Source organism: Chloroflexota bacterium (assembly GCA_026713825.1).
Classification (GTDB): domain Bacteria; phylum Chloroflexota; class Dehalococcoidia; order Lucifugimonadales; family UBA1127; genus UBA1127.
In genome coordinates, this window is record JAPONS010000022.1 from 1 (window position 1) to 23702 (window position 23702).

Below are 23702 nucleotides of genomic sequence, written 5' to 3' on the forward strand. Positions count from 1 at the left end.
CCCCGACAAGCGGAACCCCCCGCGCCCCCTACCCCGCGACGTCCCCACCCAACCCCCGGCGGTACACCCGGATCAACCCCTGCTGCCGACGAGCGCTCCGCCGAAGCTCCTTCCCCTCGCCCCCCAGCAACCGAGCCGCCTCCGCCGTCACCGAGTTCTCCTGCAGCGACGGCCACGCCCGGTACAACCCCAGCGCCGCCGCCGCTATCCCGGCGTCCCGCACCACGTTCCCCCACGCCCGAGCGAACGGAAGCACAACGTTCACCGCCAGGTCCGACGCCCGGTCCGCCCCCACCAGCGCCCCACCCGGCCCATCCCCCGCAACCGTCAGCCCCGCGCGCACCTCCGCCACCGAGCCCGTAGCCACCAGCGTCGCCGCCCACCCCGCCAGCCCCGCATCCCACGCGCGGTCCAGCAGCGCAGCCATCCCCATCAGCCGCCGCGACGGGTGGTTGCTCGGCCGCACCCGGAAGAGCTTCCACTCCCCCCGCGCCAGCACGGGCTCGACCGCCTGCACGCCCGAATCGCCATCCCCTGATGCCAGTCCGCTAGCCCGAACCAACGCCGACGCCAGCGCATCCCGCCGTCCACCGTCCGGCACGCCCCGCAACGCCCGTTCCAGCGCGCGCAGCGGCATACCCTCCGCCAGCCGCGTCATCGGCCCGCTGTTCCCCCCGTACCCCAGCCCGCCCATCAGCCCCGCGTACAGCGTCTCCGAAGGCTCGGCCTGCCGCAGGGCCCGCGCGAACCCCCGCACCTTCTCGAAGAACCGCGCGTCCCCCTCCCGGTCCAGCGTCCGCCCCAGCCGCGACGCCGACGCCGGCAGCGACGCCAGCGGCAGCGGCCTCGGCGTCGGGGCCTCCCGCCGCGACCGACGCCCCAGCGTCCGCGGAAACAACGACGCCGTCGGCACCCGCCTCCCGGACGCCAGCGTGATCGGCGTGTCCCCGCCGTGCAGCACCATGTGCAGCACGACGCCGTCGTAGCCCCGGTCCGTGTGGTGCCCGTGCGCCTCCCACCCGCCGCGTCGCAGGTGCAGCTCGACGTCGCCGCGCACCACCTCGCCGCCCTCGCGCTGCAGCACCGCGTCCCGGAAGTCCGGCCCCGCCGCCGAGCTTGCCCGGCCCGCGTACAGCACCCGCAGCCGCGACCCGTCGTCGCACTCCAGCGGCGGCAGCGACGCCCCATGGTCGCGCCAGTACTGCGCCAGCGCCCGTTCCAGCACCGGCGGCTGCCGGGGTTGCTCCTTAACGTGCAGCATCGCCGTCGTCTTCGTTTTCGTCTTCGCTCTTGTCGGATGGCGCGTCCGCCGGGGGCGCGCTCGCCCGCTCGCCCTGCACCGACGACTCTGCGACGTAGCTGAAATCAGCCTGCTCCGCCACCATGCTCAGCAGCTTCGCCGACGCCCCGCGAGGCCGGTAGGCGCTGGTCTCCCACTCGCTCACCGTCTGCTGCCGCACCCCAAGCTCCTCCGCCAGCTCCCCCTGCGTCGCCCCCAGGTGCGCCCGCAGCGCCCGCACGGCCTCCGCGTCCCATTCCGGCCTCTTGCGTGACGTCACATTTCCCCCCTAACTCAAAGCTGAGCAGCCCATGCAGTCAGGGAGTATACACGCTACCGTGTAAATCAAATAGGGAGAGTAGTGCTGACGGAGGCGATGTGGCGATGGCGAGGATGTGCCTAGAAGAAAAGCCCCGGGTTCGCGTCCACCGCGATGCTCGGCTACCGCCCCCGCTCGACCGCCGTTCGCGCGGCCCTAGGTGATCCCTGCGGAATGGTCGCGACGGACCATGCGGCGGTCGCGGTTGTCGAAATAGGCGCATTCCGCCAGCAGGTCGCCGTTTGCCCCGCCCGCTTCGGCGATTTCGATGTGCTGGCGCGTCACCGGCTTGTACGGGAAAAGCCCCTTGCTGTACATCTCGACGGGGAGCTCTTGGTCCTGTGCCCGCTGCAGGTCATAGTGTGATTCCGCGTCGACGAAACGCATCACGTAGGCCGCCCGCCTGGGAAGCTCCCCCTCCTCCAGCCTGATGCTGCGATGCACAACCCACTTGTTGAACACCAGCACGTCGCCGGGCTGGAAATCGTCCTCGACCTGATGCGTCTCGAGAATGGAGGCCATCGTCGGTGAGTTGAAGAGCCCGTTCCGCAGGCCAAAGTACTCCTGTACGCTCGTCCGGATGCCGGCCTGCTCCTTGGCCCTGATCGTCGAGACAACCGCTGGCTCCACTTGGTCGTAGGCGAACTCGCCGGAGATGACGTGCTGGGGTACGTACGCCATGCCGCCCCGCTGCCCCTTTGTGTCCACCGGCTGCAGTGGCGCCCACAACGTGCATGCAAACTCCTCCCCGAACTGAAAGCCGAAACTCTGTCCCCCAATGTGCCACGGAAACCCCTCGCTCACGGTTTGTTCGATTTCGAAGCACAGTTCGAAGGTGAGAAAGAGGTCGCGTTCCACCAGGTCCGTCATGGCCTGCCGGAAGTAGGGACGCGCCATCAGTTCGTAGATGTCGTTCTTGTCGCTCTCAAAGTCATACTGTGCGCGGCTGAAAATGGATCTGGTCGCGGAGCTCCGGATGTCCCGGTTCATTTCCCCCGCGACTCTGTCAAGCAGAGTATCGACGACGGCGGCGTTTAAAAATCCGTCCAACTTGACGAATCCGTCACGCTGGAACTGCATCTTGTGCTCGGGAGTGATGCGGAACTCATTGTCAAAAAGATGTGCCTGCATGGCTTATTCCCCCCGTCTCGTGTACTTGGGGTACAACATACATATGGCCATTACAATCACGACGCGGATCTCTGTCAATGTCTGTCCGGGCCCTGCTCCCTGTTAGAAGAACAACCCCGGGTTCGCGTCCACCGCGATGCTCGGCTGCAGCCCCCGCGCCACGCCATGGCATGCCGCAGCCGCGATCATCGCGCCGTTGTCCGTGCAGAGCGCCGGCCGCGGGATGAGCACCGGCACGTGCGACCGCGCGCGGATCGTCTCGCGCAGCGACGCGTTCGCCGACACGCCGCCGCCCACCAGGATGCCCCGCGCCTCGCACTGCCGAGCCGCGTCGACGGCCTTCTCGACCAGCACGTCCACCGCCGCCTCTTGGAACCCCGCCGCCAGCGCGCGACGCCGCTCGATGCCGTCGTCGTCCAGCTCCTCCGGCCCGTCCGGCAGCCCCACGCCGACGCCCAGCTCGCGGGCGCGGTGGAGCACGGCCGTCTTCAGGCCGCTGAAGCTGAACTCCAGCGTCCCCCGCATCCACGCCCGCGGCAGCGGCTCGACGCTCGACGCCCCCTGCGCCTCCCGCTGGATCGCCGGCCCGCCGGGGAAGCCGAGCCCCATCACCCGCGCCGCCTTGTCGAAGGCCTCCCCCGCGGCGTCGTCCCGCGTGCCGCCGAGGTGTTGATAGTCGCCGTGGCCCCGCATCAGCACCAGGTCCGTGTGCCCCCCCGACACCAGCAGGCAGACGATGGGGAAGCCGGTGACCTCGTCCGGCGGATCGCCCTCCTCCAGCCACGCGGCGTACATGTGACCCTCCAGGTGGTTCATGCCGTACAGCGGCAGGCCGAGCCCCATCGAGAGCCCCTTCGCGTAGTTGACGCCCACCAGCAGCGACCCGGCCAGCCCCGGCCCCGCCGTCACCGCAACGCCGTCGAGGTCCTCAGGCCTGACGCCGGCCTCGTCGAGCGCCCGGTGGTAGATCGGCGTCATGGCGAGCATGTGCTGGCGCGACGCCACCTCCGGCACCACGCCGCCGTAGCGCGCGTGCACCTCCACCTGCGAGCTGATGACGTTGGAGAGGATGCGCCGCCCGTCGGCGACCACGCTGGCGGCGGTCTCGTCGCAGGAGGTCTCGATGCCGAGCATCAGCATCGGGCTACTCCGAGGACGAAACGAGGATGAGGCCGAGGAAGAGGGCCGAGTTGCTCATCAGCGACGCCAGGCTGTCTGCGGCGGCCCGCGGGCTCGACGATAGGACCGCCTGCAGGCCGTCAAGGTTGGCGGCGGCGCTGATGTCCGACCCGCAGATGAGCACCGTCTCGCCCGGCTGCAGGTCGAGCCGTTCCATGGCGGGCGTCACCTGCGGCAGGTTGCCCAGCGCCGCCGTCATGGTGCCGGGCACCGAGAGCCGCACCCGGCGCACCCCGGCCCGGTCAAGCTGGAAGACGGAAATGTCGGCCACGGCGGTCAGAAAGGCCTCTTCGCCGCGGGTGGCCAGCAACGTAACGCCCACCCCCTCCCCGCCGGCCGCTGAAAGCTCCTGGTGGCAGGCCTGAAAGGCGCCGTTGATCGTCGTGGTGAGAGACATTGCGCCAAGGTTCGTGAGACGCCGCCGCAGGGATGCAAGCGCCGCCTGGCACCGCGCCTCGGGCTCCGGCCCGTCGGACTCGATGAGCGCATGGAACTGCACGGGGGAGCCGCTGCCGCGCCCGGAGAAGGTGGTGTAGAAGGGCGCTGGGTCTGCCAGATGCGCGCCGTAGTGCACGGCCACGGGGATGATGCTCGGGGTCCAGTCCATTGGCAACCTCCGCGGAAGTCCTGATGCCATAGTACGGCGCGCCGTGTGAGGGGGGCAAGTGCCGCGGGCGTTGTCGACGGGCGGTTTTCTACGCGCCCGGACGCCTGCCCGAACCCTCGAACGTGCGCCGGAAGCGCTGCAGGTTCTCCTCGATGGAGACATCCGGCCGGTCCGGGCTGTCGCTCCCCTCGACGTCTGCCACGATGCACCACGGCCCGTCCTCCCGCATCGCCTGGTCGAACGCCTCCTCCAGCCCCTCCAGCGTCGAGACCGCCGCCACCCTCGGGATGCCCGCCCCCCGCGCCACCGCCGCAAGGTCCGTCACGACGGCCGTGTGCGTCGGCTGCCCGCCCGTGCCCGCCCACTGGTGGTTGTCCCACACGATGTGCACCAGGTTCGCCGGCGATTGCCGCGCGATGGTGCCCAGCGATCCGAGGTTCATCAGCAGCGAACCGTCGCCGTCCATGACCACGACCTTCCTGTCCGGCGCCGCCAGCGCGATGCCGAGGCCCACGGAGGAGGTCAGCCCCATCGCCCCCCACATGTACAGGTTTTCGTCGCGGTCATTCAGGTTGTGCAGGTGAAAGGTCGTGCCGCCCAGGTTGGAGACGATGGGCGCGTCGCCCACCCGTTCCAGCACGGCCCTGATGGCGTCAACGCGGAGCATCGCGGCCTCCCGTCAGCAGCGTCGAGAGCAGGTTGGCGACCGGCAGCCTCCCCGCGTACGTCAGCGCGATGCCGCCCGAGATGGTCCGGTCAAGCTCGTCCTCCCGCGTCAGGTGGAAGTACTGCAGCCCCAGCGCGTCGAGGATGCCCGGAATGGCGCGCGCGCCGGGCACCTGCGCCAGGTTGAACTCGCCGGGCCCGCCGCGCATCCCGATGAAGAGCACGAACGGGATGCGGTAGGGGATGTTGAGTGTCGCCAGCGCGTTGACCGTGTTCCCGAAGCCGCTGCTCTGCATGAAGACCGCGCCCCGCCGTCCCGCCGCGTACGCGCCGGAGATGATGCCGATGGCCTCCTCCTCGCGCGTCGTCGGGATCATGTGGAAGAACGGGTCCTCCTCCATCTGCCGCAGCACGCGCCACGTCACCCCGTCCGGCACGTATGCGATGAGGCTGACGTCTGCGTCCTTCAACCCCTGCACAATCTGTTCAACCCAGGCCATGCGCCCTCCAACGCGGCGGAATATAGGTGCGTTGTACGGAAAGTGTCAAGCGAATAAAGCCCCTTCCCCCTCAGGGGGAAGAGCCTGCCCCGTACTCGATACGGGGCTGGGATGGGGGAGCCCCCACACCGAGACTGCGGTGCCCACCGTCGTTCCTGCGTAGGCAGGAACCCCGACAAAGGGCCGCTATTCAACTGAGACAGGAATCCTGTGCCGGGAGCCCCCCGGCTACTGCTGCTCCGGCTCGTCGCCGACCCCGCCCAGCCCCTCCTGCCACACCGCGACGATCTCCCCCTTGCCGATCAGCTCGTCCTGCATGAACCGCACCGCGCTCTGCACCGTTTCCGCCGCCTGCACGTAGCTGGTGTTGATCGTGCAGAACCCGAGCTGCGAGCTCCTGTGCGACTCCTGGTCCGCCACTTCCGCCACTGCCACGTTGTACCGGTCCCGCAGCCGCGTCATCAGCGACTGCACCACGCCCCGCTTGTCCTTGAGCGAGCTCGCGGCAGGAAGGTGCAGCGACACGGTTGCCACAGCAATATTCATGCGTACCTCAACGCGTTGGATGTGCAACGGGAATTCCCGCAACCGCAGGGGCACGCCTTGTGGTTGCTCGTGGCCCCGTCGAAGGTGGTCTCAGAATCAGGATAGGCGGCTCGCCGCCCCCTACCCAAGCAGCTCGTCCACCACCTCTTCCAGCTGCTCCTTGCTGATGGCCCCGCCCCACGTGCGCTGAACGGCGCCGTCGGCGTCGATGAAGACCGTGGTGGGCATCCCCCGCACGCTGTAGTCCATGATGATGCTCCGGTCCTGCGCCTCGCCGACCGGATACGTGAGTTCGATGGTTTCCAGGAACTCCAGCGACTCCGGCCGCTCGCCCAGCAGCGTGAAGGCGCCCACGTCCACGCCGAGCACCATCGCGTCGCTCCCCTCGGCCTGCAGGTCGTCCCAGACCTCCTGGAAGTGGGGCATTTCCGCGCGGCAGGGCGGGCACAGCGGTGCCCAGAAGTTGATGATGACGGGCCGTCCCTCCAGGTCGCTGAGGCTGACCTCCTCGGCCCCGCCGAAGTGCTCGGCGCCCCTGTAGAGCGGCATGGTGAAGTCGGCGGCAAGCTCCGCGTCGGAGCCGCCGTTGCACGCCGCCGCCACCGCAAACATGAGCGCCGCGATGACCGCCAGGGCCGCTGGTCTGTGCATGTGCCGGTTCTCCTTCAAGCGTCAGCGGCCCGCGCTTGTGGGCCGCCGCTACCAGCCGACGGCCGCTCCCGACTTCCGCGGTTCCGACGCGCCGCTGAGCACTCCTGTTTCCGGGTCCCTCGCGATGACCTGCGCCCCGCCGAAGCCGATCCGGCGGTACCCTTCCTGCACCTCGATCTGGTGCCCCCGGGCAGCAAGTCCCTTTGCCACTTCCGGCGAGATTCCCTCTTCTAAGTCTACCACCCCGTCCAGGCCGATGCTGAAGCGCAGCGCGTCCAGCGCGGGCTGCGGCCCCAGCTCGAAGTCCACCATGTTGGAGATGACCTGCAGGTGCCCCTGCGCCTGCTGGAACCCGCCCATGACGCCGTAGGTGAGCCACAGCGCGTCGTCGCGCGTCGCCAGCGCCGGGATGATCGTGTGGAACGGGCGCTTCCCCGGCTCCAGCGCGTTGGCGTGCTCCGGGTCGAGCGAGAAGAGCGCCGCGCGGTTCTGCAGCGCGATCCCCGTCCCCGGCACCACCAGCCCGGAGCCGAAGCCCGCAAACAGGCTGTTGATGAAGGAGCACCCGTTGCCCTCCTTGTCCACGCATGAGAGGTAGACCGTGTCGTGTACCGCAGGGATCTTGCCGAAGGGCACCGTCTCCATCGCCAGCTCCGGCGAGATCATGCGCCGGCGCTCAGCCGCGTACTCCTTGCTCAGGAGCTGGCTTGTCGGCACCATCGCCGCCCGCGGGTCCGCGATGTACTCGAAGCCGTCCGCGAAGGCCAGCCGCGTCGCCTCGATCATGTTGTGGTACGTCTCCAGCGACTGGAACCCCATCTCGCGAATCGGGATGCCCTCGACGATGTTCATCGCCATCAGCGCGATGAGCCCCTGCCCGTTCGGCGGGCACTCCCAGCATGTGACGCCGTGGTAGTCGGTCGAGATCGGCTCGTCCCACGTCGCGTAGTCCGCCGCCAGGTCCTCCGGCGTCATCCACCCGCCGCGCTCCTGCACGTACGCCGCAATCTTGTCGGCGATGGGGCCGCGGTAGAAGGCGTCCGGGCCGCCCTCCGCGATTGCCCGCAGCGTCGCGCCGAGGTTGGGGGAATGGAAGACCTCGCCCTCCAGCGGCGCACGGCCGTTGACGAGGAACTCGTGGCCGGACGGATACCGCGACAGCTTTTCGACGCCCGTCGACCACTGGTACGCGATGACGTCGGTGACTGCGTAGCCCTCCTCGGCGTACTGGATGGCCGGCTGCAGCGCCTCCGAGAGCGGCATCGTGCCGTACTCCCGCAGGATCGTGTCCCAGCCGTTGACCGTGCCCGGCACCGAGACCGACCACGCGCTCCCGTTCGGGATGTGGTCGAGGCCCTGCCGCGTCACGTCCTCGATGGCCGCCGCCGCTGGCGCCCGCCCGCTGGCGTTCAGCGCGACCACGCGTTTCTCCTTCGCGAGCCAGATAAGCGAGAAGAGGTCGCCGCCCACGCCCGTCGACATCGGCTCCAGCACGTTCAGCGCCGCCGCCGTCGCCACCGCCGCGTCGACGGCGTTGCCGCCGTTCATCAGCATCCGCAGCCCGGCCATGGCAGCCAGTGGCTGGCTGGTAGCCACCATGCCGTTCTTGGCATGCACAGTGGACCGTCGTGAGTTGAAATACATGGCTCCCTCCTTAGTGGCCGTTGGCGTGGCGTCAGTATAACGCGTTCCGAAGGGATGCCAAGACTAGGGTCTGCAGAACGTCAGTGGCCGGGTCGCGCACGACGGGTCGAGGCCGCGCCCGCTAGGCTGACCCACTCTCGGCCAGCGTAAGCATGCGGTTGACGAAGCGGTGCACCGTGGGGCGGTCCACTCCAAGCTCATAGTCCTGCATTTCGTCATGGTAGAAGTTCCTGTGAAACTTCTCCGCAATGCCGAAGCCCGCTGTCAACCGGTCGTCACCCGTCTCCTGCTCAAGTCGGGCCACGACATTGCTCAGGGCGCGATGGCTCCGGCACGGCCAGTCTCGCTGGGAAGCGACCGCCATCACCGCGTGCGACGCGGCCCCCCACAGCTTCTCCGAAGCCTGCAGGTGGTCGCCCGAGGCAAACTCCTGGTCGGATGCATCAAGGAAGTCGCGAGCAGTCTGGATGTGGTCCTCGTGTTCCATGAATCTAATTCCAAGCCTATTGTCAGTGTTTTGGCAATCCAGCCAATGGATAGTGTAGCAGCTAATCACTGTTTAGGGCAGTGGTGCGGTAATGTGGTCCGTTCCGTGGCCGAATTAAGCTGGCAGGCAATCCTACCGCCCCGCCGCCGCCAGCGTCTTCGCGCCCAGCAGCTTGGCGCACGCGTACACCGCCGAGGTGGTCGGCATCGGCACCCCCACCAGCCTCCCCAGCTCCAGCACGACCCCCACCAGCCCGCCGATCTCGATCGGCCGCGCCAGCTCGACGTCCTGCAGCATTGAGGTCTTGTGGTCGCCCACCTTCTCCGCCCCCGCCATGCGCTGGTCGACGCTGATGGGGATCTCGACGCCCAGCGCCGTCGCGACGGAGTACGCCTCTCCCATCATCGCCCGGGCAACCCCCGCGGCGTCCGGGTCCTGCGCGATCTCCGCCATGCCCGCCTGCGTGAGCGCGCTGATCGGGTTGAACGCGAGGTTGCCCATCAGCTTGACCCATATCTCCTGCCGGATGTTGGCGCGCACCGGCGCCCGCAGCCCCGCGCTCCCCAGCGCCGCCGAGATCTCCTTGGCCCGCTCCGACGTCGTGCCGTCCAGCTCGCCGAGCGAGAACCGGTTCCCCTCCTCGTGCTCGATGACCCCCGGCTCCACGATGGTCGCGGCCGGGTACACCACGCAGCCGACGATGCTCTCGGCGGGCACGTGCTCCGTGATGACGCCCCCCGGGTCGACGCTCTCCAGCCGCGTGCCCTCCCACGCGCCGCCGTGCCGCTGGAAGTACCACCACGGGATGCCGTTCTGCGCCGGCAGCACCACGGTGTCCGGCCCCAGCAGCGGCCTCAGCAGCGGCGCGATGGCCGTCAGCCCGTGTGCCTTCACGGCCAGCACCACCACGTCGGCGTGGCCCACCTCGGCCGCGTCGCTGGTGGCGAAGACGCTGGCGGAAAAGTCCCCGTCGGGGCTGCGCACCACGACGCCCCGCTCCTGCATCGCCGCCAGGTGCGGCCCCCGCGCGATGAGCGCGACGTCCTGCCCCGCGACGCTCAGCTTGGCGCCCATGTACGCCCCAATGGCCCCGGCGCCGTAGATAGCAAACTTCATGACATCCTTTCCAACTGCCTCAATGCCACCCCCACCCCCGCATCGTCATTCCTGCGAAGGCAGGAATCCAGAGGGGCTGGGGGAGGGGCCCGCCGGCGCCGCAACACCCGCCCGTCTCCCACCGTCGTTCCGGCGGAGGCAGGACCCCCGACGACCAGCGCCCATTCGCCTGAGCCTCTCCCCAACCTCCATCCTGGCGAATGCATGCCCCGTACCCCGATACGGGGCCGGTATCCAGGGGAGGAGGGCGGGGGCCGCCAGTGCTAAAGGACCTCGCAAGCTGGCCCCCGCGCGACCTCCCACCGTCGTTCCCGCGAAGCTTGCCCCGTACCGCGATACGGGGGCGGAAACCCAGGGCAGCGACGCGCCCCTTCGCGCCAACCCCTAACCCCCGAAAGAGCGACCCCCCGCCCAGCAAAAGAGGCGAAGCCTCCCTCCTACTTGGAGAACATCTCTGTCAGGAAGCGGCGCTGGATCTTCCCCGTCGGGCCGCGCGGGATCTCCTCCATCACGTGGATGACCCGCGGGCACTTGTAGTCCGCCAGCTTCGTCCGGCAGAACGCCACCAGCTCCTGCGGCGTCACCTCGCCGTTGAGCACCACCGCCGCCGAGGCCTCCTCGCCGTGCGTCTGGTGCGCTACCCCGAAGGCGACCGCCTCCGCCACCGCCGGGTGGTCCAGCAGCGCGTTGTCGATCTCCAGCGGCGAGATCTTCTCCCCGCTCCGATTGATCATCTCCTTCAGCCGCCCCGTCAGCGTCAGGTACCCCTCGCCGTCCAGCATCCCCTCGTCGCCCGTGCGGAACCAGCCGTTGGTGAACGACGTCGCATTGGCCTCCGGGTTGTTCTCGTAGCCCGAGATCACGTTCTCGCCGCGAATGACCACCTCGCCCCGCTCCCCGGCGATGAGCAGCGTGCCCTCCTCGTCCATGATCGCGACCTCGACCCCCGTCCCCGGCCCGACCGCCCCCGGCAGCCGGTTCCCCGGCGGCAGCGGGTTCGACGCCATCTGGTGCGCCGCCTCCGTCATCCCGTACGCCTCCAGCACCGGCACCCTGAACTGCTGCTCCAACTCGTCCATCACCACCGGCGGCAGCGCCGCGCTGCAGCTCCGGATGAACCGCAGCGTCTCCGGCACCTCCGGCTTCGTGCTCCGCGCCCGCGCCAGCAGCGCCTGGTGCATCGTCGGCACCGCCGAGTACCACGTGACGCTGTGCTCCTTCACCACCGGCCAGAAGTTCAGCGGGTTGAAGCGCGGCGGCGCCACCACCGTCCCGCCCGTCTGCAGCGTCGAGAGCGTCGACGCGACCAGCCCGTGCACGTGGAAGAGCGGCATGACGCACAGCGCCACGTCCTCCTCCGTCAGGTCGTACGTCGCCGCGATGTTCCGCAGCGACGTCGTCAGGTTCCGGTGCGTCAGCGGCACCCGCTTCGGCCGCGACGTCGTCCCGCTCGTGTGCAGCACCAGCGCGACGTCGTCCGTCGCCGGCCACGGCGAGTCGCTCGCGCTCGCCCCGTCCCCCCCGCCCGCCGCGGCGAAGTTCACCTGCCCCGCGTCGTCCATCGTCGCGACGATGTGCAGCGCCCCGGCCGGCGCCACCTCGACGATCGCCTCGCCGCCCTCCGGCCCCGTGATGACCGCCGACGCGTTCGTGTCGTCCAGGTAGAACGCAAACTCGTCGATCTTGTACGCCGCGTTCAGCGGCGCGGCCGTCGCCGCTGCCGTCACCGTCAGGAACGTCACGATCGACTCCAGCCCGTTCGGCAGCACGATCGCCACCCGGTCGTCCTTCCCGATGCCCAGCTCCCGCAGCTGCACCCGCAGCCGGTCCACCTGCGCCCGCAGGTCGTCGTACGTGATCGAGGGCCCGTCGGGGGCCACCAGCGCGGCGTGGTCTCCCGCGCCGTAGTCCAGGACCTCCCGAAGTGTCTGCGCCTGTGTGCCGGTCGCCATGATTGCGTCCTCCGTTCCGTGTTCCTCTCGCCTAGAAGGCGTCAGGGGCCGCGGCTATGGCCGCGAGGTCCTCTCTGGTATACGAGCCCAGGCTCCGAAAGTCAAACTCCGTGTAGTTCTTGATCCACCGCATCACCACCTTGGTCGCCGCCCGGTACCGCGCGACCGTCTCCTCGCGCGACTCCGAGCCCCCGTCCGCCGCGTCCTCCTCCAGCCGCGCGAGGATGTCCTCCTCCTCGCCGAGCAGGATGCGCTTCACCACCTCGAGCGTGTGGACCTCGCCCGTCTCCGCGTCCGCCGCGCCGTGGATCACCCGCTGCCCCGTCTGCGCCGCCGAGATCCGCGCCGTCGCCAGGTCCTCCATCAGCGCCGGGTGCAGCCCCGGCCGGCCCGCCAGGCTGTCGATGCCCTTCGCCCCGCGACCGTTCAGCCACCCCTCGACGTACTCGATCAGCGTCCGCAGGTTCCGGCGCGTCCCCTCCAGCGTGACCTTCCCCTCCGGCCGCACGATCTCGATCGGGTAGTTGTCCGGGTCCATCATCGCCGCCGTCGGCCGCCACCCGCTGTCCGAGACCGTCTTGAACGGCGCCGCCGCCACGCCCATGTGAAAGATGTGCGCCACCCACCCGCGCGAGAAACCCTGCGCGGCCTCCCACTCCTTGTCGGCCCGTATCGATGCCGCCGCCGCCTCGTTCACCGCCTCGTCGCGGCTCGGCAGCGCCGTCGCCATCCCCCCGATCGCCACGCCCCCGTGCTTCAGGCACACGGCCACCAGCCTGCGAAAGATGTTCGACATGAACGCCGTCGTCTTGATGTCCACCCCAAACCGGTCCGGCCACACCATCTCCGGGTCCGCCATCACGTACTCCAGGATGCTCGCCTTCAGGTCCCACCGAGCCGCGTTCAGCCCCGCCGCGTACGGCCCCAGCTGGTGCAGGATCTCCTCCATCTGGAACACCGCCGGCAGCGACTCGATCAGCGGGATCGCCCGGATCGTCGCCGTCCGAAGGTGCTCCAGCCGGAACTGGCTCTCCGCGAAGAAGTGCCGCCAGAACGCCGTCTCCGTCGCCGACTCGATCTTCGGCAGGTAGAAGTAGATGCCCAGCCCCGCCTCCGCCTGCGCCCGCCCCGCGTGGAACAGCGTCAGGCACGCGCCGAGGATCGCCGCCGACACCGGCTTCCCCCCGATCGTCACCTCCGGCTCGTCGAGGTGCAGCCCCCGCTCACGGTGCATGAAGAAGGGGACGCGCCCCTCCTGCACGCTGTAGTCGCGCCCCCGCGCCTCGTCGCGGTACGTCAGCCCGCCCGTCACCGCCAGCACCCGGTTGTGCGCCGCCCGCACCGTGTCGACCAGCCTGTGCCCCGCCGAGTCCTCGTCGTCGTCCAGGTCCCCCTCCGCCCGGACCCCGTCGGCGCCCGGGTTCAGCGCGTTGATGAACATCGGCGTGATCGACACCGGCCCCGTGATCTCGATGCCCGGCCGCCGCAGCTCCTCGGGCACCGGCGGCACCCGCCACGGCTGCGCCGCGTCCCCCGCCGGCGGCAAACTCGGCAGCTCCCCGTCCAGCGCCCGCAACTGCGACTGCGACCGCGCCTCGCGAAACGCGTTCACCCGAGGCCCAAAGGTCCGGTGCATATGCGCGAAGTACGTGCAGAAATCCGGCGTAAACAGCTCCGCCGCACCCTCCACAGGCGCAAACGTCACCCCGCCAACCGTAGGCATACCCCAACCCCCAGAACGTAGCTAGCATCCAACAGGGCTCGCCAACCGCGCCCCTACTCAAGACACCTACACGATTCTATCCGCACCCCGCACCCCGTCAAGCAAACCACCCCCGCCACCCTCGTCGTTCCTGCGAAGGCAGGAACCCCGACACAATACGCACTCCCCACGCGCTCCATACCGTCGAAGGCCAACGAGGAGTCCCTTCCCCCTCAGGGGGAAGGTTAGAGCCTGCCCCGTACTCGATACGGGGATGGGGGAGTCCCCGCCCATCCCCCAACCCCCGCCGCGCGAAAGCACTCCCGGCACCACTGTCACGCCGACGCAGGACGGAAGTTAGAGGCAGGGCAGAAAGGCGAGGGTGTCCCTAATTCGCTTTAGGGGACGGGCTTGAAGATAGTTGCCATTCAGCATGAATTGAGCACACGTCCACCCTGATCCCGCTGACAGTGACTTTGGCGTCAGATCTGTCCAACGAAACTCGGGCAGCACGCTCTTGACCTGCAAAAGAACAGTTGATTCGAGGTCCGTCGCTGTCAAAGTCACTCAAAGAAGAGTCTTCTAGGGATCGAAAAATCTCACTGGGTATCTCTAGTAGTTGATAGCGGTCGGGAGTCTTGCCGGGTTGCCTGAATGCACGCAGCATCACGATCGCGTCCACAGCATTCCTGAACTCTTTGAAGAGCTCAAGCGTTCTCTCTCGACGTTGTCGGGCCGACCGTACATCCTGAATCCACGCTGCTTCCGTCAGCTTGGAGATAAGAACGAATTCCTCGGAAATGCGCTGAGCGGCGGTAGACTTAAGCGACAATTTCCGGCTAATGCCTTCGCTGTTCGTCACTGTGAGGTCGCTGAATCGATGTGTCGAGGATTCGACCGCTTCGACACTCCAGGCTACCGATTCGCACGCATTAGCAAAGGCGGTCTCAAAGCCGGTCAATCCAAGAGCATCGACAGTTGTGCCGTGATGCACAGAGAGCGCAAGGCCGAAATACTCAATCCAGTCTGGTGTACTCGAAATCCAAGTAGCAGGCCCCTTGGTAATCAAGGAAGGAGGAGAGGATAGGGAATCGACCATACGTGAGACAAATCTGACTGCTGTCTCAGACAGCCCATCTATCCTGGCCTTCAGGTCTTCTCGGTCGCTCATCCTTCGAGCCGCCGCTCGATCATTTTGGTGAATTCCGAGCTCAATTCGATGCCAACCCACTTTCGATCCAAGTCACGAGCAGCGACCAAAGTAGTTCCTGAACCAGCGTACGGATCAAGTACTACATCGCCTGGGCGGCTTGTAATCTGAAGGCATCTATTGGCTAGTTCAATCGGCATGACCGCTGGATGATTTACCCCGTTGGCAAATGATTGCCTTTGCGGATCGGTCGGGATTGACCATGTTGTTCTAAGCCTTCTGTCATTGGGTCCGCGCACGGCATCAATGTTGTAGTAGTAGTTCTGATTCTTGGAGAGCAGAAATACCGTTTCGTGATCCAATGTAGGGCGGTCTCGCACGGATTCCGGATGCGCATTGGGCTTAGCCCAGATTACTTCCGACCGCACCCACCAACCTGCTGCTTGAAGCGCAAATGCAAGACGCCAAGGCACGCCAACCAGTTCCTTTGCCTTCAAGCCAGTGGGCGTGGGTGGGCGAACTGACATGGCCCTAGCCCGGTTCTTGCGATCTGGAGCTCGATACCTGCGGTTGCCCGAAGTATAAGAGTCCCCAACATTCAGCCATACTGTGCCGTCGTCAGTGAGAATGTGCCTCAACTTCTCAAACGTGCGCACAATGGACGCCACATACTCGGGAAGTGAGTCATCTCGCCCAATCTGCGAATCCACCGCGTAGTCCCTAAGGGACCAATAGGGTGGAGAAGTAACGACAGTCTGAACGGCCGCGGCAGGAAGCCGGTCCAATGCTTCCTCTGCAGACCCACGTATCAGCAAGGACTCAGCAATGCTCTCAATTCTAAAGTCCTCGGCAGTGTCTAACCTTAGGTATTCATGGCCGTTGGGTTCAGGAACAGGCAAAGGGAGGCGTCCATTGATGGCTTTGGTCTGTTTCTCCGAGCCATGTTCGTAAGTTGCTATCGCTGATTTCGCAGTTGTATGCATTGGTCAGACCCTTCCTTGGGTTATCCAATAGTGGAATGCATCAACAGCCCTCTCAGCCCTGTACTACCGCCCTGCCCTTGCCTCACCCGGGCCAAATGCGGAAGACGCCGCACCCTCGGGGCCATCTCTACTACTAGTCTGGGAATACTCGATGCCTTTCGCTCTCAAGCAGGAGAATAATGGAAATAGGCCTTTCAGAGAAGGGGCAGGACCGACGAGTTTGGGCACTATGTGCGGTACTCTAGCTTTGGCGAAATTCTCCGTCAACGCCATTAGGGCTGCCCCCCCAAACCCTGCCACATCCCCCTGGCCCCCAACCCACCCCCGACGCTACCCTCCTCCCAAACCCCGACGGGAGGACACGCATGCCAGCCCCCATCGAGCGCCCCGAAAACCACCGCTCCCGCACGGTCCGCACCGGCGACCGCATCCCCCGCGCCGTATCTGGGCCGGGGGCATTTTGCAAAAAGTTCCGACTTATAGCTGATTTACGACACTTCCCCTATAAAACAAAGGCGAAACAACCTCCGCCGCAGCTACGGGCGATCCAGCGACGAATGCAAATCGAAGATGGAGGCGCCCCCACCGCGAACGCGCCCCAACAAGAAGGGGGCGGCGGACGCATCCGCCACCCCCTTGCCGTGTCGCTGCTGCGTGGGAAAATTCTACTTGCGCAGGAACTTCTGGATACGCTGCCCCATCAGCACCTCGCACACGTACAGGTCCCCGTGGCTGTCCACCCACACCCCGTGCGGCCCGATGAACTGCCCCGGCTCCGGCTTCCGGTACTCCGGGTCGCCAAGCTGCGCCAGCACGTTCCCTTCCAGGTCGAGGATCGTCACCCGCGACTGCAGCTCCGCCACGTACATGATGTCGTTGCTGTCCACGAAGAGCTTGCACGGCTGGATGAACCCGCCCCACTCGTCCAGGTACTCCCCCTGCGGCGTGAAGATCTGGATCCGGTGGTTCTGCCGGTCGGCCACGTAGACCTTCCCGTCGACCTCCCAGACGCTGTGCACCAGGTTGAACTGCCCCGGACCCGTGCCCGGCTCGCCCCACGAGTACTCAAGCGTCCCGTCGTCCGCGAACTTGTGGACGCGGCAGTTCCGGTACCCGTCCGAGACGTAGAACCCGCCCGACGCCGACAGCGCGATGTCCGTCGGGTGGTGGAACGGCCCCGCCGGCCGCAGTACCTCGCGGTTCTCGTCCGTGTACCCCGTGTCCGACGGCACCCCGCGGTTGCCGATCTCGAAGACCTTCTTACGGTCCTTGGTGAACTTCATCGCCACCTGCAGTGTGCGGTCCACCATGTACTGGTTGTCGTCGGCGTCCGTGTTCAGCCCGTGCGCGTCCACAAACTCGTCGCCGCCCCACGTGCTCAGGAACTTGCCGTCGCGGTCAAAGACCATGACGGGGTTGGTGGTGCGGGTGAAGACGTGGACGCGGTCCTGGGAGTCGGTGTTCACGGAGCCTATCTGGCCCCACTCCATTCCCTCTGGCAGCTCACCCCACCCCTCTGCAACCTCGTAGGTGAAATCGCCGGTGCCCACTGTCGTAGCCATAGCGCTGCCTCCTTCCGATGCCTGTCCGATAGGGCGCATTATGCCCCCGTCGGCGCCGTCAGTCGAGGGCCTCGTCAAGGAGCTCCAGCGAGTCACCGAAGTCCAGCGGCGCCAGCCCCAGCGTGTCCGCCGGCAGCGCCGTCGCCACCTGCACGAGCCCCCACACCACCGCCGACGAGGACAGCAGCTCCTGCAGGCCCTCGTGCACCGTCTCGCCCTGGGCCACGCGCTGCTCGACGGAGCCCGGAACGCCGGGATCGACCTCGCCCAGGTCCACCTGGTACGTCAGCCGCGCACCCACGAGGATGACCGCCCCGATGAGCAGCAGTCCGATGACGAGGCCCAGCAGCAGCCCGCCCACCCGGTCGAGGATGCTCGACGTGCCCAGGGTGACCGTGGACAGCAGCGGCTTGACGACCTTGAGGACGCGGCTCGCCGCGTACAGCATCACCGACAGCAGGGCCACGTAGACGACGACGTTGACCACCGCCCGGGCCGTGCTCGAGTCCGTGTAGCCCTCCACCGCCAGGGTGGCCGCGCCGCTGACGTTCCCCGCAAAGTACCAGCCGATCATCAGGCTGCCGAAGGCCATGGCGGCCCAGAAAACCCCGACCCGCGCCCCCGCAAAGGCGCTCATTGCCAACAGCGCAAGGAGGAGAATGTCCAGCCAGTTCACAGGATGTCCTCGTGATGCCTCAGTGCAGTCATACACTACTGAGTGTAGCACGCATCGCCTTTTGCCCAGGGCGAGGACCCTTACCCTGCCGGCCGCCTGCCGGCGATGCCATGCATCCCGGCGCCCACGTCTGCGTGCACCTCGTCGGGGTGGGCTTCACTAACATGCTGGCCGGCTGCGGTGTGACGTCACACGGGTATCCGGCGCCCCTTGATGGCGGGCGTGCTGAATTCCTCGGCGGGGCAGTCGGCGGACCGCCTGCCCTGCGCCGCCGGTTGTGCGGTGGAGGACTAGCTCCCGGAGGCGCTGTCCTGCTTCATCAGCCTGACGCCCTGGTACGCCAGCCAGATCACCCAGATGATGTACAGGGAACGCGCCAGCGCGAGCCCTTGGTCGAGGTCGCCGCCCTCGGCCGCAGCCCAGTAGAAGGAGGCCAGCGACACAACCGAAAGGATGCCAACCAGCCGGTTTACCCACGCCTCCACGTTGCCCGCGGCGGGCATGGACAGGGCGAAGGTGAGGAACCCCAAAGAGACGAGCATCCCGCCGAGCAGCGTCATCGCAACCCGCGCCACGAAGAGCGGCGTCAGGAAGTGGACGGTCTGGTCGTCCAGCCCGATGGTGATGGCCAGCGCAACGCCCTGGCCCCAGATCCAGCTCAGCAGCCCTACCAAGATGAACGCCAGCCCCATGCGGGTGGCGGCGTCGCCAATCCCCGTGCTCCGCGTCGCGACCTGGAGCGAGTACAGCCCGAAGGCCATGATCATGAGGCCCAGGACGATCAGCGGCACCGTGATGTTGGCCATGGTCGGGTTGTTGGTCAGTGCCTCGATCGCCGCGATAGGGTCGGACGGTTCCGCGGTGTCGATGATGATGCCGCCGGGCTGCAGCAGGAACATGACGAAGGCCAGCGCCGGCCCGATGATCAGCGCCAGCCCGCCAAGCCGTCCCATAGACATGTTGCACATACGCGTCCTCCTCCCCTTCCACCGTATGCCGCAATGGCCGAACCGGAGAACCGGACACCCCCCGCCGTCCGAGGGTGTCCCTGGGACGAACGGGGGGTGTCTACTTGACGCGTCTCAGGGACGAGCTAGCCGCCCGTGCTGGTCGCCTCCGCCTGCTCGCGGACGCCCCAGATGTCGCTGGGAAGGGAAATGCCCTTCTCGGCCGCAAGCGTCGCGGCATGCTCGCGGGCGCGGACGGAGTTGACCGCCGTCATGTCGGACACCTCGATCCCCAGTCCGTCCACGACGCGCACCCGGAAGTTGAAGTACGCGCACGCCATCACGATGTCCAGCACGTCCCGGTCCGTCCACCCGACGTCGCGGAGGGCGTTGATGTCGTCCTCGGTCATCATGGCCGGGGTGAGCGTCAGCTTCTCCGCGTACTCCAGCATGGCGCGCTGCTTGTCCGTCAGGTCGGCCTTCCGCCAGTCATTCTGGATGAACTCCGCCAGGAGGTCGTCGCCGCCAACTCTACGCAGGGCCCCTGCGTGAGCGACGGTTCAGTACCGGCAGTTGGACGCCAGCGAGGTCACCGTGGCGACCATCTCCCGCTCGGCGGAGGTGACGCCGGACTCGCCGCGCATGACGTGCATCATGAACAGCCGCCCGTAGAGCATGGAGAGGGGGTTCAGGCTGGCCAGCTCCGGCGGCGTCGCCGGGTGCGGCCCCGGGTTGGCGGGCATCCCCGCAAGCATCTCGTCGTTGTAGTCGATGTTCACCTGGCGCATGCGCTCATAGGCTTCCTTGAGCTCGCCCTCAGCTTCCCATTCCTGAATCACCTTGATCCACGGCATGGCGGTGTCCTCCTTCCGACGCGCCATCCAGCGCGTACGCGCCGGATTCTAGCACTCGCAGGTAAAGCGCGGTATCCCCGTCATTGCGGGAGCGTCGGGAATCGGAAGAGGCGGGCCCCCGGGAATGCCCCGGAACCCGCCTCCCGCCGAATGCGATAGGGAATCTTGCCTATGACCGGACTATCCGCCCGTGCTGGCCGCCTCCGCCTGCTCCCGGACGCCCCAGATGTCGCTGGGGAGGGAGACGCCCTTCGCGGCTGCAAGCTCTGCGGCTTGCTCGCGGGCGCGGGCGGCCCCCTGCGCCAGCATGTCTGGGATCTCCAGCCCGAGGCCGTCGACGACGCGCACCCGGAAGTTGAAGTACGCGCACGCCATCACGATGTCCAGCACGTCGCGGTCGCTCCAGCCAGCGTCGCGGAGGGCGTTGACGTCGTCCTCCGTCATCATTGCCGGGGTCAGCGTCAGCTTCTCGGTGAACTCGAGCATGGCGCGCTCGTTGTCCGGCAGGTCGGCCTTTCGCCAGTCGTTCTGGATGAACTCCGCCACCAGGTAGTCGCCGCCAACACTACGCAGGGACCCTGCGTGCGCGACGGTTCAGAAGCGGCAGTTGGACGCCAGCGAGGTGACCGTGGCGATCATCTCCCGCTGGGCAGGGGTGACGCCGGACTCGCCGCGCATGACGTGCAGCATGAACTGGCGCCCGTAGAGCATCGAGAGGGGGTTGAGGCTGGCCAGCTCCGGCGGCATCACCGGGTGCGGGCGGAGTTCGCCGTCGCCCGGCAGCGACTCGCCGTAGTCGACGTTGATCTGGCGCATCCGCTCGTAGGCCTCCTTGAGTTCACCCTCGGCTTCCCATTCCTGTATGACCTTTATCCACGGCATGGCTGGTGCTCCTTTCCCTCCTCCCGCCGTTCGCCCCCGTATAGAGTACGGGGCAGGCCCTTCAATGTCCCTCAGGACGAACGGCGAAGAGACGCTCTATTGACCGACAAAATGGCGGCTAGGCGGGTGCCTTGGCCGCCTCCGCCTGCTCGCGGACGCCCCAGATGTCGGCGGGAAGAGAGACGCCCTTCGCGGCGGCAAGCTCGGCGGCGTGCTCGCGGGCGCGGACGGCCCCCGCTGCCCAGGAGTCTGGGAGCTCGAGGCCGAGGCCGTCGACGACGCGGACGCGCATGTTGTAGTAGGCGATGACCATGACGATGTCGAGGATGTCGCGGTCGTCCCAGCCGACGCCGCGGAGGGCGTTGACGTCGTCCTCGGTCATCATGGCGGGGGTGAGGGGCAGCTTCTCGGCGTACCCCAGCATGGCACGCTGCTTGTCGCTGAGGTCGGCCTTCCGCCAGTCGTTCTGGATGAACTCCGCCAGGAGGTCATCGCCGCTGACTCGACGCAGGAACCCTGCGTGGCCAACGGCTCAGAACCGGCAATTGGTCGTCAGCGAGGTGACGACGGCGAGCATCTCCCGCTCGGTATGGGTGACGCGAGAGGGGCCGCGCATGACGTGCCTGAACAGCTGATAGATGTAGACCATGGAGAGGGGGTTGAGGCTGGCCAGCTGGGGCGGCCCGATATGACGTTCACCCGGTGTCTGCGACCGGGCGGGCGTTTCCCCGTACTGGGCGTTGATCTCGCGCATGCGGTCATAGGCGTCCTTGAGCTCGCCCTCGGCCTCATCTTCCAGGATCACCTTGATCCACGGCATGGCGGTGTCCTCCCGTCTCCCGGGTTGGCGATGGTGGGCCGGATTCTATCACTCCCGGCCGTGGTGCGGTATCCCCACAAACGATAGGGGTCCTTGGCCCCGCGAATGTCCGCGGGGCCAAGGACCTTTCCGGCTTCACTCTAAAGGTCGAGAACGGGGGCGGCCCCGTTCGGTGACGGGCTAGCCGCCCATGCTGGACGCTTCCGCCTGCTCGCGGACGCCCCAGATGTCGCTGGGGAGGGAGACGCCCTTTTCGGCGGCGAGCTCTGCGGCGTGCTCGCGGGCGCGGGCGGCCCTCGTCGCGGAAACGTCGGGGACCTCGAGCCCGAGGCCGTCGACGACGCGGACGCGGAAGTTGAAGTAGGCGCACGCCATGACGATGTCGAGGATGTCGCGGTCGTCCCACCCGACGTCGCGGAGGGCGTCGATGTCTTCCTCGGTCATCATGGCGGGGGTGAGGGTCAGCTTCTCCGTGTACTCCAGCATGGCGCGCTGCTTGTCCGTCAGATCAGCCTTCCGCCAGTCATTCTGGATGAACTCCGCCAGGAGGTCGTCGCCGCCAACTCTACGCAGGGCCCCTGCGTGAGCGACGGTTCAGTACCGGCAGTTGGACGCCAGCGAGGTCACCGTCGCGACCATCTCCCGCTCGGCGGGGGTGACGCGCGAGGGGCCGCGCATGACGTGCATCATGAACTGGCGGCCGTAGAGCATGGAGAGGGGGTTGAGGCTTGCCAGCTGGGGCGGCCCGACGAGGCGCGAGCCCGGCGCCATCGACGCGGCGGGCACGGCACCGTCGTCGTACAGCTTGTTGATCTCATGCATGCGGTCATAGGCTTCTTTAAGCTCGCCCTCCGCCTCGTCTTCCAATATCACCTTGATCCATGGCATGGCGATGTCCTCCTTTCGCCGTTTGGCCCTCAGAGCTTCCGCTCCGCAGCCACCATTGCACTCCCGCCTGTGCGGGAATGGCGTTTGCGTTAGGTCAGCGGGATCCAGGAAACGGGGACGCCCGCGTCGGGGTCACGCGCGGCGGCCGTCTCGGCCTGCCAGTCGGCGCCCTCCGGCAGGATCGCCGAGGCCGACCGGACGCGGCACAGCGACGGGTCTTCGACGACGGCGGGCGGCGTGCCGTCCTCCAGGAACTCCCGCGCAGCCCGCATCAGACGCTGCCGCACCGCGATGATCATCCGGTCGCTGGTGCCCAGGTGCTCCTTGGTGCGGTCGTAGATGGGGCCCATGGTCTCGGTCATGGCACGGTCCTGCAGGTTGCCGCCGCGGGGGATGCCGGACATGTTGACCCGCTTCTGGATGTCGTAGTTCAGGCCGTAGTCGTTGTGCCAGTTCGCGACGGTGTGGTAGCGAGTGCGCGGGTCCGGCGTCTCCTCCACGTACCCGCCCGCGTTGCGGTAGGGGTCGGCCGACCGCGCCTGCTCCTCCTCCGAGATGGCGCCCTCGAGCCGGCCGTGCATGTTGATGAGCATGTGGTAGTTGTCGTCGAGCGGCACCCACGCCTTGGCCGAGCAGCTGTTGGGCGCGCCGGCGGCGATCATCGTGTAGTAGGGCAGGATGTACTGGGTGATGCGGTGCCAGCGTTGGCCCTGGTCGTTCCAGACACGCTTGGCGGAGTAGACGGCGCCATAGTTGGTGGGGACGACGTCGAGGGTCGGCGCCTTGTCGCGCACCCACGACCCGCGTCCCCAGCCGGGCTCGTCGGGCGAGTCCTTGTCGATGCGGCCGTGGATGAAGGGCACGTGCGACGAGTCGAGGTCTCCCTCCAGCCCCTGGATCCAGTTGCACTCCTCCATCATGATGCTGGGCTCGAAGACCTGGTCGATGGGGAGGGTGTTGACCTCGAAGGCGGGGAAGGGCGGGGGCGTCTCACGCGGGCCCATGTAGGCCCAGATCATGCGGTTGATCTCGCGGCAGGGGTAGGCGGTGACGCGCACCTTGTCCTTGAAGTTGGACTCGGCGGGCTCATTGGGCATCTCGAGGCACGCGCCAGTGACGTCGTACTTCCAGCCGTGGTAGTTGCAGGCGAGGCCGCCGAAC

26 protein-coding genes and 2 pseudogenes are annotated in these 23702 nt (G+C 67.3%); all 28 read right to left on the reverse strand.

What is annotated here, in order from left to right:
• Window positions 1–28: 28 nt before the first annotated feature.
• Window positions 29–1261 (reverse strand): DUF2851 family protein, encoded by a 1233-nt coding sequence (locus OXC99_02765; protein ID MCY4623909.1) that lies wholly within the window; start codon window positions 1259–1261, stop codon window positions 29–31.
• Complete coding sequence (locus OXC99_02770) at window positions 1248–1559, reverse strand: helix-turn-helix domain-containing protein (GenBank protein MCY4623910.1); 312 nt, start codon at window positions 1557–1559, stop codon at window positions 1248–1250. Before OXC99_02770 ends, OXC99_02765 begins: the two co-directional genes overlap by 14 nt.
• 195 nt (window positions 1560–1754) lie before the next feature.
• Window positions 1755–2729 carry a hypothetical protein gene (locus OXC99_02775; protein MCY4623911.1) on the reverse strand — a complete coding sequence of 325 codons (975 nt, stop codon included), beginning with the start codon at window positions 2727–2729 and terminating at the stop codon, window positions 1755–1757.
• Window positions 2730–2831: 102 nt separating this feature from the next.
• Window positions 2832–3869, reverse strand: coding sequence for a tRNA (adenosine(37)-N6)-threonylcarbamoyltransferase complex transferase subunit TsaD (gene tsaD, locus OXC99_02780; GenBank protein ID MCY4623912.1), 1038 nt, complete (start codon window positions 3867–3869; stop codon window positions 2832–2834).
• A 4-nt stretch (window positions 3870–3873) separates the two neighbouring features.
• The gene (locus OXC99_02785) at window positions 3874–4515 is read right to left on the reverse strand and encodes a hypothetical protein (GenBank protein ID MCY4623913.1); all 642 of its coding nucleotides are present in this window, start codon (window positions 4513–4515) and stop codon (window positions 3874–3876) included.
• 88 nt (window positions 4516–4603) lie between these two features.
• Entirely contained in the window at window positions 4604–5182 is a 579-nt protein-coding gene (locus OXC99_02790) for a thiamine pyrophosphate-dependent enzyme (GenBank protein ID MCY4623914.1), read from the reverse strand.
• A complete protein-coding gene (locus OXC99_02795) occupies window positions 5169–5681 on the reverse strand; it encodes a decarboxylase (protein ID MCY4623915.1) in 513 nt (170 codons plus the stop codon). Before OXC99_02795 ends, OXC99_02790 begins: the two co-directional genes overlap by 14 nt.
• A 228-nt stretch (window positions 5682–5909) precedes the next feature.
• Entirely contained in the window at window positions 5910–6227 is a 318-nt protein-coding gene (locus tag OXC99_02800; protein ID MCY4623916.1) for a DUF503 domain-containing protein, read from the reverse strand.
• 120 nt (window positions 6228–6347) lie between these two features.
• The gene (locus OXC99_02805) at window positions 6348–6878 is read right to left on the reverse strand and encodes a TlpA disulfide reductase family protein (protein MCY4623917.1); all 531 of its coding nucleotides are present in this window, start codon (window positions 6876–6878) and stop codon (window positions 6348–6350) included.
• 48 nt (window positions 6879–6926) lie between these two features.
• Window positions 6927–8522 carry a gamma-glutamyltransferase gene (gene ggt / locus OXC99_02810; protein MCY4623918.1) on the reverse strand — a complete coding sequence of 532 codons (1596 nt, stop codon included), beginning with the start codon at window positions 8520–8522 and terminating at the stop codon, window positions 6927–6929.
• Between the two features lie 121 nt (window positions 8523–8643).
• Entirely contained in the window at window positions 8644–9009 is a 366-nt protein-coding gene (locus OXC99_02815) for a PaREP1/PaREP8 domain-containing protein (GenBank protein ID MCY4623919.1), read from the reverse strand.
• Window positions 9010–9141: 132 nt separating this feature from the next.
• Entirely contained in the window at window positions 9142–10125 is a 984-nt protein-coding gene (locus OXC99_02820; protein ID MCY4623920.1) for a 2-dehydropantoate 2-reductase, read from the reverse strand.
• A 437-nt stretch (window positions 10126–10562) separates the two neighbouring features.
• Window positions 10563–12077, reverse strand: a complete 1515-nt coding sequence (locus OXC99_02825; protein MCY4623921.1) for an acyl--CoA ligase — start codon at window positions 12075–12077, stop codon at window positions 10563–10565.
• Window positions 12078–12108: 31 nt separating this feature from the next.
• Window positions 12109–13800, reverse strand: a complete 1692-nt coding sequence (locus OXC99_02830) for a hypothetical protein (protein MCY4623922.1) — start codon at window positions 13798–13800, stop codon at window positions 12109–12111.
• Between the two features lie 367 nt (window positions 13801–14167).
• Window positions 14168–14950 (reverse strand): hypothetical protein, encoded by a 783-nt coding sequence (locus tag OXC99_02835; GenBank protein MCY4623923.1) that lies wholly within the window; start codon window positions 14948–14950, stop codon window positions 14168–14170.
• Window positions 14947–15912: a site-specific DNA-methyltransferase gene (locus OXC99_02840; protein MCY4623924.1), complete on the reverse strand. Its 966-nt coding sequence runs from the start codon at window positions 15910–15912 to the stop codon at window positions 14947–14949. The genes OXC99_02835 and OXC99_02840 overlap by 4 nt, the downstream gene beginning before the upstream one ends.
• A 665-nt stretch (window positions 15913–16577) precedes the next feature.
• Window positions 16578–17474 (reverse strand): peptidyl-alpha-hydroxyglycine alpha-amidating lyase family protein, encoded by an 897-nt coding sequence (locus tag OXC99_02845; GenBank protein ID MCY4623925.1) that lies wholly within the window; start codon window positions 17472–17474, stop codon window positions 16578–16580.
• A 58-nt stretch (window positions 17475–17532) separates the two neighbouring features.
• On the reverse strand, window positions 17533–18150 hold the full coding sequence (locus tag OXC99_02850) for a CvpA family protein (GenBank protein MCY4623926.1): 618 nt from the start codon (window positions 18148–18150) through the stop codon (window positions 17533–17535).
• A gap of 290 nt (window positions 18151–18440) precedes the next feature.
• Window positions 18441–19118 carry a hypothetical protein gene (locus tag OXC99_02855; GenBank protein ID MCY4623927.1) on the reverse strand — a complete coding sequence of 226 codons (678 nt, stop codon included), beginning with the start codon at window positions 19116–19118 and terminating at the stop codon, window positions 18441–18443.
• Between the two features lie 125 nt (window positions 19119–19243).
• Window positions 19244–19642, reverse strand: a pseudogene (locus tag OXC99_02860) (hypothetical protein).
• Between the two features lie 15 nt (window positions 19643–19657).
• A complete protein-coding gene (locus tag OXC99_02865) occupies window positions 19658–19978 on the reverse strand; it encodes a hypothetical protein (protein MCY4623928.1) in 321 nt (106 codons plus the stop codon).
• Window positions 19979–20131: 153 nt separating this feature from the next.
• A complete protein-coding gene (locus OXC99_02870) occupies window positions 20132–20497 on the reverse strand; it encodes a hypothetical protein (GenBank protein MCY4623929.1) in 366 nt (121 codons plus the stop codon).
• A 48-nt stretch (window positions 20498–20545) separates the two neighbouring features.
• Complete coding sequence (locus tag OXC99_02875) at window positions 20546–20833, reverse strand: hypothetical protein (protein ID MCY4623930.1); 288 nt, start codon at window positions 20831–20833, stop codon at window positions 20546–20548.
• 118 nt (window positions 20834–20951) lie between these two features.
• Entirely contained in the window at window positions 20952–21257 is a 306-nt protein-coding gene (locus OXC99_02880; GenBank protein MCY4623931.1) for a hypothetical protein, read from the reverse strand.
• A 108-nt stretch (window positions 21258–21365) separates the two neighbouring features.
• A complete protein-coding gene (locus OXC99_02885; GenBank protein ID MCY4623932.1) occupies window positions 21366–21653 on the reverse strand; it encodes a hypothetical protein in 288 nt (95 codons plus the stop codon).
• 180 nt (window positions 21654–21833) lie between these two features.
• A pseudogene (locus OXC99_02890) lies at window positions 21834–22232 on the reverse strand (hypothetical protein).
• 15 nt (window positions 22233–22247) lie between these two features.
• Window positions 22248–22541 carry a hypothetical protein gene (locus OXC99_02895; protein ID MCY4623933.1) on the reverse strand — a complete coding sequence of 98 codons (294 nt, stop codon included), beginning with the start codon at window positions 22539–22541 and terminating at the stop codon, window positions 22248–22250.
• An 89-nt stretch (window positions 22542–22630) separates the two neighbouring features.
• On the reverse strand, window positions 22631–23702 hold a 1072-nt coding region (locus tag OXC99_02900), incomplete at its 5' end, for a hypothetical protein (GenBank protein MCY4623934.1).

Coding starts and splice junctions, on each gene's coding strand:
- OXC99_02775 (MCY4623911.1), bottom strand. CDS start 2,729: ATGCAGGCACATCTTTTTGACAATGAGTTCCGCATCACTCCCGAGCAC.
- OXC99_02790 (MCY4623914.1), bottom strand. CDS start 5,182: ATGCTCCGCGTTGACGCCATCAGGGCCGTGCTGGAACGGGTGGGCGAC.
- OXC99_02835 (MCY4623923.1), bottom strand. CDS start 14,950: ATGAGCGACCGAGAAGACCTGAAGGCCAGGATAGATGGGCTGTCTGAG.
- OXC99_02800 (MCY4623916.1), bottom strand. CDS start 6,227: ATGAATATTGCTGTGGCAACCGTGTCGCTGCACCTTCCTGCCGCGAGC.
- OXC99_02830 (MCY4623922.1), bottom strand. CDS start 13,800: ATGCCTACGGTTGGCGGGGTGACGTTTGCGCCTGTGGAGGGTGCGGCG.
- OXC99_02885 (MCY4623932.1), bottom strand. CDS start 21,653: ATGCCGTGGATCAAGGTGATCCTGGAAGATGAGGCCGAGGGCGAGCTC.
- tsaD (MCY4623912.1), bottom strand. CDS start 3,869: ATGCTGATGCTCGGCATCGAGACCTCCTGCGACGAGACCGCCGCCAGC.
- OXC99_02805 (MCY4623917.1), bottom strand. CDS start 6,878: ATGCACAGACCAGCGGCCCTGGCGGTCATCGCGGCGCTCATGTTTGCG.
- OXC99_02865 (MCY4623928.1), bottom strand. CDS start 19,978: ATGGCGCGTCGGAAGGAGGACACCGCCATGCCGTGGATCAAGGTGATT.
- OXC99_02820 (MCY4623920.1), bottom strand. CDS start 10,125: ATGAAGTTTGCTATCTACGGCGCCGGGGCCATTGGGGCGTACATGGGC.
- OXC99_02875 (MCY4623930.1), bottom strand. CDS start 20,833: ATGCCGTGGATAAAGGTCATACAGGAATGGGAAGCCGAGGGTGAACTC.
- OXC99_02815 (MCY4623919.1), bottom strand. CDS start 9,009: ATGGAACACGAGGACCACATCCAGACTGCTCGCGACTTCCTTGATGCA.
- OXC99_02795 (MCY4623915.1), bottom strand. CDS start 5,681: ATGGCCTGGGTTGAACAGATTGTGCAGGGGTTGAAGGACGCAGACGTC.
- OXC99_02840 (MCY4623924.1), bottom strand. CDS start 15,912: ATGCATACAACTGCGAAATCAGCGATAGCAACTTACGAACATGGCTCG.
- ggt (MCY4623918.1), bottom strand. CDS start 8,522: ATGTATTTCAACTCACGACGGTCCACTGTGCATGCCAAGAACGGCATG.
- OXC99_02855 (MCY4623927.1), bottom strand. CDS start 19,118: ATGTGCAACATGTCTATGGGACGGCTTGGCGGGCTGGCGCTGATCATC.
- OXC99_02880 (MCY4623931.1), bottom strand. CDS start 21,257: ATGCTGGGGTACGCCGAGAAGCTGCCCCTCACCCCCGCCATGATGACC.
- OXC99_02765 (MCY4623909.1), bottom strand. CDS start 1,261: ATGCTGCACGTTAAGGAGCAACCCCGGCAGCCGCCGGTGCTGGAACGG.
- OXC99_02845 (MCY4623925.1), bottom strand. CDS start 17,474: ATGGCTACGACAGTGGGCACCGGCGATTTCACCTACGAGGTTGCAGAG.
- OXC99_02825 (MCY4623921.1), bottom strand. CDS start 12,077: ATGGCGACCGGCACACAGGCGCAGACACTTCGGGAGGTCCTGGACTAC.
- OXC99_02785 (MCY4623913.1), bottom strand. CDS start 4,515: ATGGACTGGACCCCGAGCATCATCCCCGTGGCCGTGCACTACGGCGCG.
- OXC99_02895 (MCY4623933.1), bottom strand. CDS start 22,541: ATGCCATGGATCAAGGTGATATTGGAAGACGAGGCGGAGGGCGAGCTT.